General features: G+C 67.2%; 18 protein-coding genes and 1 tRNA gene. 1 reads left to right on the top strand and 18 read right to left on the bottom strand.

Features of this window, described 5'->3' with window-relative positions; translation table 11 throughout:
- Positions 1–65: 65 nt before the first annotated feature.
- The 8 genes from A5678_RS13130 to A5678_RS13115 form a co-directional block, all read right to left on the bottom strand.
- Positions 66–629: a hypothetical protein gene (locus A5678_RS13130; protein ID WP_068042950.1), complete on the bottom strand. Its 564-nt coding sequence runs from the start codon at positions 627–629 to the stop codon at positions 66–68.
- A 25-nt stretch (positions 630–654) separates the two neighbouring features.
- A complete protein-coding gene (locus A5678_RS13125; RefSeq protein ID WP_156746907.1) occupies positions 655–1,008 on the bottom strand; it encodes a hypothetical protein in 354 nt (117 codons plus the stop codon).
- A 22-nt stretch (positions 1,009–1,030) separates the two neighbouring features.
- Positions 1,031–1,195: a hypothetical protein gene (locus A5678_RS27125; RefSeq protein ID WP_156746906.1), complete on the bottom strand. Its 165-nt coding sequence runs from the start codon at positions 1,193–1,195 to the stop codon at positions 1,031–1,033.
- The gene (locus A5678_RS27120; protein ID WP_156746905.1) at positions 1,192–1,569 is read right to left on the bottom strand and encodes a helix-turn-helix domain-containing protein; all 378 of its coding nucleotides are present in this window, start codon (positions 1,567–1,569) and stop codon (positions 1,192–1,194) included. The genes A5678_RS27125 and A5678_RS27120 overlap by 4 nt, the downstream gene beginning before the upstream one ends.
- Complete coding sequence (locus tag A5678_RS27115; RefSeq protein ID WP_156746904.1) at positions 1,566–1,739, bottom strand: hypothetical protein; 174 nt, start codon at positions 1,737–1,739, stop codon at positions 1,566–1,568. The genes A5678_RS27120 and A5678_RS27115 overlap by 4 nt, the downstream gene beginning before the upstream one ends.
- A 127-nt stretch (positions 1,740–1,866) precedes the next feature.
- Positions 1,867–2,925 (bottom strand): AAA family ATPase, encoded by a 1,059-nt coding sequence (locus A5678_RS13120; RefSeq protein ID WP_068042946.1) that lies wholly within the window; start codon positions 2,923–2,925, stop codon positions 1,867–1,869.
- A complete protein-coding gene (locus A5678_RS26515) occupies positions 2,922–3,080 on the bottom strand; it encodes a hypothetical protein (RefSeq protein WP_231983656.1) in 159 nt (52 codons plus the stop codon). Before A5678_RS26515 ends, A5678_RS13120 begins: the two co-directional genes overlap by 4 nt.
- A gap of 194 nt (positions 3,081–3,274) precedes the next feature.
- Positions 3,275–3,478 (bottom strand): excisionase family DNA-binding protein, encoded by a 204-nt coding sequence (locus tag A5678_RS13115; protein WP_156746903.1) that lies wholly within the window; start codon positions 3,476–3,478, stop codon positions 3,275–3,277.
- A gap of 262 nt (positions 3,479–3,740) precedes the next feature.
- On the opposite strand from A5678_RS13115, the gene A5678_RS13110 reads away from it, so the two are divergent.
- Positions 3,741–4,883, top strand: coding sequence for a site-specific integrase (locus tag A5678_RS13110; protein ID WP_068042943.1), 1,143 nt, complete (start codon positions 3,741–3,743; stop codon positions 4,881–4,883).
- Between the two features lie 73 nt (positions 4,884–4,956).
- On the opposite strand, the gene A5678_RS13105 is transcribed toward A5678_RS13110, so the two are convergent.
- From A5678_RS13105 to A5678_RS13060, 10 genes are all read right to left on the bottom strand, one after another.
- Positions 4,957–5,030: transfer RNA gene (locus A5678_RS13105), tRNA-Pro, on the bottom strand.
- Positions 5,031–5,089: 59 nt separating this feature from the next.
- Positions 5,090–5,833 carry an IclR family transcriptional regulator gene (locus A5678_RS13100; RefSeq protein WP_068042941.1) on the bottom strand — a complete coding sequence of 248 codons (744 nt, stop codon included), beginning with the start codon at positions 5,831–5,833 and terminating at the stop codon, positions 5,090–5,092.
- Entirely contained in the window at positions 5,830–6,660 is an 831-nt protein-coding gene (locus tag A5678_RS13095; protein WP_068042939.1) for a cyclase family protein, read from the bottom strand. The genes A5678_RS13100 and A5678_RS13095 overlap by 4 nt, the downstream gene beginning before the upstream one ends.
- A gap of 11 nt (positions 6,661–6,671) precedes the next feature.
- The gene (locus tag A5678_RS13090; protein ID WP_068042937.1) at positions 6,672–7,478 is read right to left on the bottom strand and encodes an SDR family NAD(P)-dependent oxidoreductase; all 807 of its coding nucleotides are present in this window, start codon (positions 7,476–7,478) and stop codon (positions 6,672–6,674) included.
- A gap of 182 nt (positions 7,479–7,660) precedes the next feature.
- Complete coding sequence (gene der, locus A5678_RS13085; RefSeq protein ID WP_068042935.1) at positions 7,661–9,061, bottom strand: ribosome biogenesis GTPase Der; 1,401 nt, start codon at positions 9,059–9,061, stop codon at positions 7,661–7,663.
- A complete protein-coding gene (gene cmk / locus A5678_RS13080) occupies positions 9,058–9,729 on the bottom strand; it encodes a (d)CMP kinase (protein WP_082945546.1) in 672 nt (223 codons plus the stop codon). Before cmk ends, der begins: the two co-directional genes overlap by 4 nt.
- 56 nt (positions 9,730–9,785) lie before the next feature.
- Positions 9,786–10,529: a pseudouridine synthase gene (locus tag A5678_RS13075; RefSeq protein WP_068042931.1), complete on the bottom strand. Its 744-nt coding sequence runs from the start codon at positions 10,527–10,529 to the stop codon at positions 9,786–9,788.
- Complete coding sequence (gene scpB / locus A5678_RS13070) at positions 10,529–11,158, bottom strand: SMC-Scp complex subunit ScpB (protein ID WP_231983657.1); 630 nt, start codon at positions 11,156–11,158, stop codon at positions 10,529–10,531. The genes A5678_RS13075 and scpB overlap by 1 nt, the downstream gene beginning before the upstream one ends.
- Before the next feature lie 54 nt (positions 11,159–11,212).
- Positions 11,213–12,028: a segregation/condensation protein A gene (locus tag A5678_RS13065; RefSeq protein ID WP_068042928.1), complete on the bottom strand. Its 816-nt coding sequence runs from the start codon at positions 12,026–12,028 to the stop codon at positions 11,213–11,215.
- Positions 12,025–12,888 (bottom strand): ParA family protein, encoded by an 864-nt coding sequence (locus A5678_RS13060; protein WP_068042926.1) that lies wholly within the window; start codon positions 12,886–12,888, stop codon positions 12,025–12,027. Before A5678_RS13060 ends, A5678_RS13065 begins: the two co-directional genes overlap by 4 nt.
- Positions 12,889–12,945 lie beyond the last annotated feature (57 nt).

Raw genomic sequence — 12,945 nt, 5'->3', positions numbered from 1 at the left:
CCAGCAGCGGCGCGGCAAGCACCGACAACGCGGTCGCCAGCGCCGGCCGCGAGGTCGTTCAGGGGCTACCAGCCGCCGCGGAATGACGGGCTCAGGCTGGCGTAGGACAGGTTCGCGCCGAACGAGTCGTAGTCCTGAATCTTGGCGAGGTCGTCGAGTTGCTCTTTGGCGCTCGGGTTTTGCTTGACGAATTCGGCGACGATGCTGCTCCAACCGGCTTCAAGTGCTCGCCCAAGTATTGCGGCGGCGAGGGTCTTGTCGTCGGAACGAATTGCTGCCGCGAATGCGTCGCCCGCTTCGTCGGCTTGGGTGAGTCGCGCTGCGCGGTCTTGCGCGTCGCGATAGGCGATGATCTGGCCGGGATCGCTGCTCGTGACGCTGGAAAGCCCGAACAGCGACTTCTCTAGTGACTGCCGCTTGGCGGTGATGAGCTCCTTCTCCTTCTTGCGGAGGTCGCTGAGTTTGGCGCTCACCTGTGCGTGCTCGCTGTCGAGTTTGGCCCGCTTCCCCGTGTCGGTGAGGGTGTTGTCGGCGTCGAGCAGGTCGGTGGTGCGGGCCCATCGGCTCTGAATGTTCGCGGCCTGCTTGCGCAGATCGTCGATCTGGGATTCGAGCTGTGCCAGAGACATTGCGTGGGTTTCCTTTCTGGGTGGGTTAGGCCGAGGCGCGGCCGGTGGAGAGGTTCCAGAGTTCTTGGACGGTGAGCGCGATTGGGTGCTCGCCGTCCCAGACTTTGATGAAGGCTTCGACCACAGAAGCCCATCGGTTGTCGACAGCTACGCGCAAGATTTCGACTTGCACGAGGTTGCTGTCGGCGGACTGTAGTAGCTCGCGCGCCGCGTTCTCGGTGTGGAGAGCCGCCACAACTCGGTTAGGGACGACCCTTCTGAAAAGGCGGGAGTAAAGGAATTTGATGCGTTCCGCGGTGGCTTGCGCAGCTCGGTCCTGCTCGGCGCGCTTGACGGCGGCGTGGTCGACATTCGCCATGCAGCGTTCGACGATGGTCATACTGGGCAACGCGCCTGTCATGTTAAGTGCGGCCGCTGAACAGGTTGCGCGCGAACGACGCTCGGTCGTCACCCGCCGGCTTGTCGTCGAGTGGGCGCACCCGCTGAATGAGACCGCTGAATTCGTCGTCGGGCAGCTCTCGAAGGTACTGCTCGACTCCCAGCCGTAGGTAATCGATTGGGTTCACTTGCGCTGTATTGCCTTTCGTTCGTTGTATTCGACGACGGCCTGCCGCGGGAAGAGCCATCGACCGCCGACGTTGTGCCCGTCGAGTTGAACTCGGATGCGCCGGACCCACTGCGGCGAGCAGTGCAGGAGCGCGGCTGCGGAGGTCGTGTCGATGACTTCCTCTGCTGCCGATGGTGGCGAGTGTGGCTGGGAAGCACAAGTTTTGGTTTCGCTTACGAAACGAGCGAGTTGGGCGAGTACAGCGTCGAACCCAGCAGGCAAAGGTGGCCTGCCGCCGAGCGTATGGCGGACCCAGAAATCTCGGACGGCATGGTGTAGCAGCACGGCTTCCGCCGCCGAGAACGTGATAGCACCCGATTCTGCGTAGCTCATCTGCCTACCTCTATGTCGACACGCACGACGCTGTGCACACCGATGCACAGCGGGCCGCACGGAGTGAGTTCGGATTCGGCCAGATGCGCTTGCCCGATGGAGTCCCAGTAGGTCCACTCAATGCTGCTCGGGGGGTTGCGGTGGCAGACCAGCGCAGCGCGGACGCTCATAGCCGGGTTCCGTCTGCGGCCAGCAGGTCGGCGTCGTCTTGTCCACCCTCAGCCGGGTCTAAAGACCCCGGCTGGGTGGACAAAGTGGACGGATTCGGTGGACAGCCGGTGGACAAGTGGACAGACCTCATTCAGCGGGCTCCTTGTAGAAAGGACGCTTCTCGGTGCCGTGGTTGATCAATGCACCGGCTTGCAGCAGGTCAGACAGCGCGCGGTGGAAAGTGGCGTTCGACATGTCGGCCGCTGCGCGTAGTTCAGCCTTGGTCGCGCCGATGGACGCGAAGTGCTGGACAAAGATGGATAGGAGCTTGTCTGAGCGCTCGGTTTGTCCACCCCCTCGGTGGACAGATATCGTGCCGCTTTCGGTGCCGGCAACAGGGTCGAGCTTGACCTCATGCCGGTCGTATTCGGGACCGTCTTTTCGCTTCTCGCGGTTCAGTTCGACAACCGCGCCGTCGCGCGTCGTCTTGTAGACGGTGTCCGCGCCAGCCTCAAACGCCGACGATCCACGAAAGGTCTTGCCGTCCTTGCCGGCGTGATGCACTCCGAGGACCACACCCCTGCCGCCGGGCGTGCAGTCGAGCAGCCGTGTCATCGCGTCGACGACGATGCCGCAGTCCTTGGCTGAGTTCTCGTCGGTGCCGACCATGCAGCGCGCGAGAGTGTCGAGCACGACCAGGCCGTAGCCGTTCCACCCGATGAGGGCCGCGAGGTTGGCGACTTCGATAGGCCGAGTGAGGTTGACCGGCTTGGGCAAGACGTCGAACGCGCTATCACCAATCTCTTCCTGCCACGCCGATTCCCACGCGTCGATGCGTCGCTTGAAGCCGAACGCGCCTTCGCCGGCGACATAGAGCACACGGCTGCGCTTGGTGGTCCGGCCTTGCCAGCGCCGGCCCGTTGCGACGGAAGCTGCCCAGTCGAGCGCGATGAACGTGTTGAGCGAGCCATGTCGGCCGAATAGCAGTGCGGTCGTGCCTTGGTCGAGGACGTTGCCGATCAACGGTTCTGGATCAGGCAGCGCCCGCAGCGCCGATCTGTTGAGGAGCGCGTCGGCCAGCACCGGCGGACCGACGCGGTTGCCGTTGCGGTTTGGCGGCTCGTCAGGATTCGGCGGGCCGGGATCGCCGTCGAACGCGCTGCTGTAGGCGGCGAGAATGTCGGCCGGGCGGTCTGCGATCATCATGCGACCTCCCCGTCGCAGGCAGCGTGCAGCTGCTCGGCGAGCACGCGGTCTGGTCCGCCGCGGCGCCAAAGTGTTTGCAGCACTTCAATTTCGAGCAGCGGCACTCGGCCGGACTCGAGGATGTGCAGCGCGGCATCGCGGCCGGCGTCGATCATCTTGTCGGATAGCGGTGGTAAAGAGCATCGGCAGGGCCAGGGGTCGGGGCATCCGCAGTCGAGCGGCATTAGCCGACGCGCGGCCGCGCGACGCCGCTTCACTACGGCCAGGCCGCTATGCTGGTGGCAGTCCATCACCAGGGGCTTTGAGGCCGCCGAATCCTGCCCGGGTCGGCGGCTTCTTCGTTCGTAGATCATGAGGCGACATCGCCGTCGAGCAGGCCGGCGACGAACGCATCGACGTCAGCTTGCGCAATGAGTGCTCGCGCACCAACTTTGACGCGACGCAGCGTGCCGTCGTCGATCAACTGGTAGACGGTGGTGCGGCCGACGCTGAGTTGCTCGCAGACGTCGCTGTTTTTGCATAACTTGCGCTGCGCGGTGGTTTTGGTAGCCATTTGGGTGTTCCTTTGCGGTGAGCATGACGAATCACGCCCCAACCGCATGGAGCCCGCTGGGCCTACGTCTTACACAAGGGCTTACTTCTCTGACAAGCGGAGTTGCCTGGTGCCTCGCACGTTACCCACCAAGTGCCGGAATCGGTTCCGACCTCAGGTAGCCGCGACTGTACTTGCTAATTCCGTGCGCGTCCGTGACGACATGCGCGCATCCTCCGGCTACCCTGCTGGTGCGACCGCTTGACCTCTGGAAGGGCGGTTCATGGCGACTAGGCGGGCTGATGGCGAGGGCTCCTACCGGCAGCGGCCGAATGGGCTTTGGGAAGCATCCACCCGGTACACCACACCGGACGGGGAGCGGAAACGGCTCAGCGTGTACGGGAAGACCCGCGCTGAGGCGCGCGGCAAGCTAAACGACGCGCGCAAGCGGATCGCTGAGGGCGCTCCCCCGCGCGACGACAAGCAGACCGTCGGGTCGTGGTTGGAGTCCTGGCGCACGACGGCGCTGCCAGCGTCGTCTCGCAAAGCAACCGCTCAGGAGCTTTATGCGAATCTGTGTCGCAAGCACTTGGAAGGCGACGCCAAACTTGTCGCGCTGAGGCTCGACCAGATTCGGCCAACCCACATCGAATCGCTCGTAATGCGTCTGCGCGGCAAGGAGTTATCCGACAGCACCGTTCGACAGGTGTACACGGTGCTGCGGGCCGCGCTCGATATCGCTGTCCGCGACGGACTGCTGGCGGCCAATCCGACGGCGAAGGTGAAGCGTCCCGCTGTCACGCCGAAAGAAGCGCGCTATCTGTCCACCGAATTAGTGCGGCGACTCCTGAGCCATCTGGACGGGCTTCGGTACCGGCTAGCGGTGCTGGTCCTCGCGGCAACCGGAATGCGCCGCGGCGAAGTCGCCGGCCTGCGCTGGGCTGACGTCGACCTGACTAAGGGTGAGTTGACCGTGGCCGGCGTCGTCGTGCGCGTCTCTGGCGCGTTGGCGTGGACGGCGCCGAAGCCTGATCGTTCGCGCCGGCGCATCCCGTTGACGACCGGGCTCATCGCCGACTTGAAGAAGCACCGCAAGACGCAGATCGCCGAGCGCCTGCACGCCGGCGACCAATGGGTCGAAACGGGCGCCGTGTTCGCCACCGAGGGCGGCGGGTGGCTCGACCCGCGCAACCTACTGCGCACCGTCGAGATTGCAGCGGGCAAGGCTGGGATCGAGAACGTCGGCGCGCACACGCTGCGCCACTCGGCGGCCGTCGGCTGGTTGGAGTCCGGCGTCCACATCAAAGCCGCGGCCGACTTGCTCGGACATGCGTCGATCAACATCACAGGCGATCTGTACGGGCACACCAGCGATGACGCCGCGCGGGCCGCGGTGAAGGGACTCGGCGATGCGCTCGGACTTTGAAGGCGGTATGCAAAGGCGGTACGCAATGCAAAGAGGCACTTCCGAACTCTCTGAAAGTGCCTCTGACCTGTCGTCGGGCTGACAGGATTTGAACCTGCGACCACTTGACCCCCAGTCAAGTGCGCTACCAAACTGCGCCACAGCCCGGTGCCGCCTCGATCAGCGGCAGCAGGTCGAAAGCCTACCGCAGACGACCCGCCACTCCTCTAATCGACCTTCCCCAACGCGGCGGCCACCTCGTCGACCCAGTTCAGCAGGGCCTGGGCGAGTTCGGCCTCGCGGCCGTAGAACCGCTGGGCCGGCACGGGCACGCTGACCGCCACCGCATGCCCGGTCACGCCCTTGAGCACCGCGCCCACCGCGCAGACGCCCTCGGTCTGTTCCTCGCGGTCATAGGCGACGCCCTCGGCGCGCACCCGCTCGAGCTCCTTTCGCAGCGCCGCGGGGCTGGTGATGGTGTTCGGGGTGAGCGGGGCCAGTCGGGTCGGCTGCTGCGCGGGCGGGAGGCCGGCCAGCAGCGCCTTGCCGTTGGCGCAGCAGTGCAAGGGAAACGACTCGCCCACCGCGCTGATCGCTCGCAACCGGTGCAGCGAGACCACCTGGTCGACGAAGGTCGCGCGGCCCCCGTCCAGTATCGACAGGTCGACCGTCTCCCCCAGCTCCCGCGACAGTTCCTCCATGAACGGGTGCACATCCATCACGACGCCGAGGCGCACGGTAGCGGCCATACGTGCGATCTCCGGCCCCAGCCGGTACCCGCCGCGGCCGGCGCGCGCGGCCACCAGGCCTTCGACTTCCAGCGCGTTGAGGATCCGGCTGACCGTGGAGCGCGCCATGCCCAGCCGGTCGCCGATCTCGGCCTGGCTCAGTCCGCCCGGGTGGGCCTGCAGCAGCCGCAGCATTTCCGCCGCGCGGGCGATGACCTGAATCCCGGCGCCGTCGGCACTCACACCGCCTCCCCCGTCTCGATGCGGTAACTCCCGGTAGGGTCGACGATCGCCACCAGTCGCACGATGCAGCCGTCGCCGCCCACCCAGCGCCAGGGGAACGCCGCGAACGTGACGCGCTTACCGGTGACCTGGTCCAGGTCGCCGCCGACGTTCTCGAAGCCGTAGACGCCGTTGGACAGGATCGCGCGGTGGCACGGTTCCCACTCCGGGAAGTCGTCGAGCACGTGGCGGCCGGTTTCCTCCTCGTATTCCTTTACCGCCCAGGGCAATAGACCGCCCGCCTGTTCGGCGGGGCCGTGCGGGCCGATCGACGTGGCCAACGGGTGGTCCAGTGCCTGGGTGTCGGTGCCGACGGCCTTGACGCCCTTGGCCGCGAACCACTCGCCGGCCTCCTGATAGAAGCCCGGGGAGTAGGCGTAGTACTCGGCGCTGTCGGCGTATTTGTGGTGCCAGCCGGTGTTGACGACGACGATGTCGCCGGGCCGGATCTTCGGCGTCGCCTGCTCCAGGTCGTCGGCGGTGACCACTCCCCACTTGCCCTTGGGGATCGACACCACTACTCCGGTGCCGAAGAAGGCGCTCAGCGGGATCTCGTGCAGGAATGGCGTGCCCTCCACGACGTGCGCGGGGGCGTCGATGTGGGTGCCGGAATGCATTACGGTGGTGATCTTTTGGGTGAGCACGCGGCTTCTGGCCATGTTGTGCAGGCGCTCGATCTTGACGTCCTCGAAGTACGGCCAGGCCGGAACCCCGTGGCCCCAAGGGTGGGACAGGTCGTAGAACTCCAGCTTCGATTCGGCTTCACCTAGCGGCCAATCGATACCCATGTCAGATCCTCTCAGCACGACGTGTATCCCCCGTCCAGATACATCACCTGGCCGGTGTAGAAACTCGACGCGTCACTCAGCAGGTAGATCAGCGCGCCGACGAAGTCCTCCGGTTCGGCGAAGCGGCGCAACGGGATTCGGGCGAACATGGCTTCGCGGGTGGCGCGGCCCTTCTCGTCGTCGGCGTACATCCACTCCGTGAGCTCCGAACGGAAAACCGTGGGGGCGAGCGCGTTCACCCGAATGCCCGCCGCGCCCCATTCGGCCGCCAAGCTTTTGGCCAACAGGTCGGTGGCACCCTTCGACGGGCAGTAGGCGCTGTAGCCGGCGGGGTGGCCGAGCGAGCCCCGCACCGACGACACCAGCACGACGCTGCCACCGGCCCCCTGGTCGAGCAGCACCCGACCGGCCGCCTGACAGACCAGCCAGGCGCCCCGCGCGTTGGCGCCCATCACGTTGTCGAAGTCCTCGACGGCCATCTCGCTGATGGGTGCGACGTGGTTCATGCCCGAGGCCACCAGGACGCCATCGAGTCGGCCGTGCCGATCGACCGCCGCCTGCACCATCGCCCTGGCGTCGGCCGGGGTGTCGGGGCGGCGGGCGACCACCGCGGCGTCGCCGATACCGAGGTCGTCCAATCCCGCGGCATTGCCGCCGGCCAAGGTCAGCCGGGCCCCGGCGTCAGCCAGCGCCCGGGCCGCGACGCTGCCCAACGCACCGGTCGCACCGGTGATCAGGATCGACTTGCCTTCGACGCTGAAGCGCGCGGCGGTGGGCGCTTCCTGTGCCATGTCCACAATGCCTCTAAATCCCGCCATACGGTCTTTTCAACCCGCGTTACGAGAAATATACGGCGCATTCGCCGGTCAAATCAACGGACGATCCTGTGATGTAGCTTTCAGATTCTGTATCGCGGGACATTGCCACGACTGATATCGCCGGTGCTATCGAGTTCGAGAATCACCGATTGGCCCGGGAAAGCCGCCCGGAGAGCCAAAGCTCACCGCCGCTTCGTTCCCCGCTTTTCGCGCACGCGCACGTTGATCCGGATCGGGCTGCCCTCGAAGCCAAAGGCCTCGCGCAGCCGCCGCTCCAGGAAGCGCCGGTAACCGGCCTCCAAGAACCCCGTGGTGAACAGCACGAACGTCGGCGGGCGGGCGGTGGCCTGGGTGGCGAACAGGATGCGCGGCTGCTTGCCCCCGCGCACCGGCGGCGGCGTCGCCGCGACCACCTCCTTGAGCCACGCATTCAGCGGCCCCGTCGGGATGCGCATATCCCACGACGCCAGGGCCGTCTCCATCGCGGGCACCAGCTTCTGCACCGCGCGGCCCGTCCGGGCGGAGATGTTGACCCGCTGCGCCCACCGCAGCTGCACCAGCTCGCGGTCGATCTCGCGCTCCAGCACCTCGCGCCGGTCCTCGTCCACCAGGTCCCACTTGTTGAAGGCCAGCACCAGCGCCCGGCCGGCCTCGATGACCATGGACAGCACCCGCTGATCCTGTTCGGTCAGCGGTTGCGAGGCGTCGATCAGCACGACCACCACCTCGGCCGAATCGATCGCCGAGTGGGTGCGCACCGAGGCGTAGAACTCGTGCCCGCTGGCCTGGCCGACCTTGCGTCGCAGGCCCGCGGTGTCGACGAATCGCCACACCTTGCCGCCCAATTCGATCAGCGAGTCCACCGGATCCACGGTCGTCCCGGCGACATCGTGCACCACCGAACGCTCATCCCCGGCCAGCTTGTTCAGCAGCGAGCTCTTCCCCACGTTGGGTTTGCCGACCAGCGCGACGCGTCGAGGGCCGCCCGGCGCGGGCGCCGCCTCGGACACCTCCGGCAGCGCGGCGAGCACCTGGTCGAGCAGGTCGGCGACGCCGCGACCGTGGATCGCGCTGACGGCGTGCGGCTCGCCAAGCCCCAACGACCACAACGCCGCCGCATCGGCTTCGCCCTTTTCGCTGTCAACCTTGTTGGCGGCCAGGAAGACCGGCTTTCCCGAGCGCAGCAGGATGCGGGCGGCCGCCTCGTCGGCGGCGGTGGCGCCGACCGTGGCGTCGACCACCAGGATCACGGCATCGGCGGTGCGCATGGCCACCGATGCCTGTTCGGCCACCAACTGTTGCAGGCCCTTGGCGTCGGGCTCCCACCCGCCGGTGTCCTGCACGACGAACCGGCGGCCGGTCCAGAGCGCGTCGTAGGACACCCGGTCGCGGGTCACCCCGGGAATGTCCTGCACCACCGCCTCGCGCCGGCCGAGGATCCGGTTGACCAACGTCGACTTGCCGACGTTGGGCCGCCCGACCACCGCCACGACGGGTGCGGGGCCAGCCTCGGCCAGCTCTTCGAGTTCGGATTCGACCGAGTCCCAATCGCTTTCGTCGGTCCAGGTGCCGTCGGACGTCACCGCACCGCCCCGCTTCGCTGCTCGACCAGCTTTAGCAGGTGGTCGACCACCTGCGCCTCGGTCATCTCGCCGGTGTCGACCACCACCGCGTCCGACGCGGCGCGCAGCGGCGACACCGCCCGGGTGGAATCCAGATGATCGCGCCGCCGGACATCGGCCAGCACCGCGTCGTAGTCGCCGGGCAGCCCGGCCGCGACATTCTGGTCGTTGCGGCGCCGCGCGCGGGTCTCGGCGGACGCGGTCAGGAAGATCTTCACGGGCGCGTCGGGCAGGACAACGGTCCCGATGTCGCGGCCCTCGACCACGACGCTGCCGGGCCCCACGGCCATCTCGCGCTGCAACCCGACGAGGCGGGCACGCACGGCCGGGACCGATGACACCGCCGACACCGCGCGGGTCACCTCGTCGCCGCGGATCTCAACCGAAACATCTTCTCCGGCAAGGAAGTAGCGATCGCCGTCCACCGACAGCTGCGCCGTCGACCCGATGCGCCCGACGGCTTCGGCGTCAGCCGGGTCGACGCCCGCGCGCAGCACCGCCAGCGTCACCATCCGGTACATCGCCCCGGTGTCCAGATACCGGGCACCCAGCGCGCGCGCCAATCCCCTTGACACCGAGGACTTTCCGGTTCCAGCCGGCCCGTCGATGGCCACAACCACAGGATTCACAGGCCGATGGTTCGCTCCACTCCCATCACTCACTGCGTTCGTTCCGCTCGTTCCGCTCACAGGCCGACCGCCTTGTACAGCTGGCCGATCTCCCCATGATTCAAAGCCCGGAAGCTGCCCGGCCGCTGCTTGCCCAGCGACACGGGTCCGATGTCGGTGCGCACCAGCGCCTCCACCGGGAAGCCGACGGCGGCCAGCAGCCGGCGCACGATGCGATTGCGCCCCTCGTGCAACACCACCCGCACCAGCGTCTTGCCCGGAATGGCGTCCACCACCGCGAAGTCGTCGACGCGCACAGGGCCGTCATCCAATTCGATTCCCGCCCTGAGTTTTTTGCCCAGCCCGCGCGGTACCGACCCGGCCACCGTCGCCAGGTACGTCTTGGGCACCTCATGGGACGGATGCATCAACCGGTGCGCCAACTCGCCGTCGTTGGTCAGCAGGATCAGCCCCTCGGTGTCGGCATCCAACCGCCCGACGTGAAAGAGGTTCTTGTTGCCGCGCACCCGGCGTTCCACCAGGTCGCCGATGCACGGCCGGCCGCGATCGTCTGACATGGTCGAGTGCATCCCGCGCGGCTTGTTCAGCGCCAAATACACCAGCGACTCGTCGAGGACCACCCTGGCGCCGTCGACGCGGATCACCGAGGTGTCGGGGCTCACCCGAGTGCCCAACTCGGTCACCACCCGCCCGTCGACCTCGACACGGCCGTCGATGATCAACTTCTCGGCCGCTCGGCGCGACGCAATTCCGGCTTGGGACAACACCTTTTGCAGGCGGATCCCCTCGGTCTCGACCATCAATCCTGGTCCAAGTCGAACGTCGTCGCCTGCTCGGGGGCCTGACCGCCCGAGAGCTTGATGAACCGCGGCTCACTGTCCAGGGATTCGCTCAGGTCCTCGATGGTGTCCACATCGGGCAGCAGCGGGGCGATGTCGGGAAGGTCGGCGAGCGACGTCAGGCCCAACCGCTCCAGGAACAGGTCGGTGGTCGCGAACGTTGTCGCGCCGGTGTCGTCGTCGACCCCGGCCTCGGTGATCAGGCCGCGCGCCAACAGCGTGCGCATGACGGCGTCCACGTTGACGCCGCGGACCGCGCTGACCCGCGCTCTTGTCACCGGCTGGCGATAGGCCACCACGGCCAGGGTTTCCAGCGCGGCCCGGGTGAGCTTGGACCGCGCGCCGTCGAGCAGCAGCTTCTCCACGTAGGGCGCGAACCGGGAGCGGGTGTACATCCGCCAGCCCTCGCTGGTCTGGCGCAAGTCGATGCCGCTGTCGCGTTCGGTGAGTTCGTCGGCCATCTGCTGCAGCCGGGCCGCGACCCGGTAGACGGGTTGCTGCGTGGCCGAGCCCAGCGCCTCCGCGGTGACCGGGGTGTCGACCACCAGCAGCAGCGCCTCCAGCACGGACCCGAGTTCCTCGGCGTCCATGGGCGCCGCCTCGGCGATCTCCGGGATACTCGCGTCGAAGTCGTCGTCAGTCACCTATTCGTCCCGCACTTCTACCAAGGCTTCGCTGGCCGGACGTTCCCCGGTCCAAGAAATCTGGAGCACGCCAAGCGGCTCCGACTGGTCGAATGCTACCGCCCGGCTCCGATACAGCTCGAGCAGCGCCAGGAAGCGTCCGACGACCTCCATCGGCGCCTCGCAGTCCGCGACCAGCTCGGAGAACGTCGCCCAGCGCCCGCTGCCGCGAGACTCCAGGATCTCCAGCAACTTCTTGGCCTGCTCGGGCACCGAGACCTGCACCTCGTGCAGGTGTCCGATGGCCACCGTGGGCGCGGGACGCGGGCTGAACGCGATGGCGGCGATCTGGGCGAACCGTTCGGCGTCGACGCCCAGCATCACCTCCGGCAGCAGCTCGGTGAATCGGTCCTCCAGCGCCACGGCGCGCGGGTAGCTGCGCAACGCCGTGGCCTCCAGCTCGGCGAACATCTCCGCGACATGCTTGAACGCGCGGTACTGCAGCAGCCGGGCGAACAGCAGGTCGCGCACCTCGAGCAGCGCCAGGTCCTCTTCGGCGTCGATCTGGCCGGCGGGCAGCAGCCGGGCGGCCTTCAGGTCGAGCAGGGTCGCGGCGACCACCAGGAACGCAGTGGTCTCCTCAAGATCGAGCTGGGAGCCGATCTCGCGGGTGTAGGCGATGAAGTCATCGGTGACCTGGTGCAGCGCCACCTCGGTGACGTCGAGGCGGTGGGCGAAGATCAGCTGCAGCAGCAGATCGAACGGCCCCTCGAAGTTGGTCAGGCGGACTTGAAAACCGTTCTTGGGTGGCGCCTCACCGTTCGCGCTGGCCGTCACGCGCCGAATCGGTCGATGAACTCGCGGGCCAGGGCGCGGTAGGCGACGGCGCCCGTGGAACGCGGAGCCCAGGTGGTGATGGGCTCGCCCGCCACGCTGGTCTCGGGGAATCGGACGGTCCGAGTGATGACGGTGTCGAACACCAGGTCGCCGAACCGCCCCACCACCCGGGCCATCACCTCACGCGAGTTGACCGTGCGCGGGTCATACCGGGTCAGCAGGATGCCGCTGATCTCCAGCTTCGGGTTGAGCCGGTCACGCACCTTGTCGACGGTGTCCGTCAGCAGCGCAAGGCCGCGCAATGAGAAGAACTCGCATTCGGTGGGAATCACCACACCGTCCGAGCAGGCGAGACCGTTCACGGTGAGCAGACCCAGCGACGGCTGGCAGTCGATCAGGACGTAGTCGTAGCGGTCCAGCACCGGATGCAACGCCCGGCCCAGAGTCTGTTCGCGGCCCACCTCGTTGACCAGCTGGATCTCGGCGGCGGACAGGTCGATGTTGCTGGGCACCAAGTCCAGGTACCTGATCCGGGTTTGCAGCAGCACATCGTCGATCGACACGCGCGGTTCGACCAGCACGTTGTGGATGGTCTTCTCCAGCTCGTAGTGCGGGACGCCGAGCCCGGCGGACAGCGCACCCTGCGGGTCCATGTCCACCAGCAGCACCCGCCGGCCGTATTCGGCCAGCGCGGCGCCCAGGTTGATCGTCGACGTGGTCTTCCCGACGCCGCCCTTCTGGTTGCACATCGCGACGACCTTGGCCGGGCCGTGCGAGGTGCGCGGCTGCGGTTCCGGGATCGCCCGCGGCGGCCGCCCGGTCAGACCGAGCTCGACGCCGCTGTCCGGCTGCTCAGTCATGGCGGGGCTGTTCGGGAGGTGAACATCGACCGAAAGTCTAACGGGTTGACGCGCACA

This window comes from Mycobacterium sp. E2733, from assembly GCF_001667585.1.
Taxonomy (GTDB): Bacteria; Actinomycetota; Actinomycetes; order Mycobacteriales; family Mycobacteriaceae; genus Mycobacterium.
Note: the sequence above shows the minus strand (reverse complement) of the source record. Positions and strands in the feature narration are given on the sequence as shown.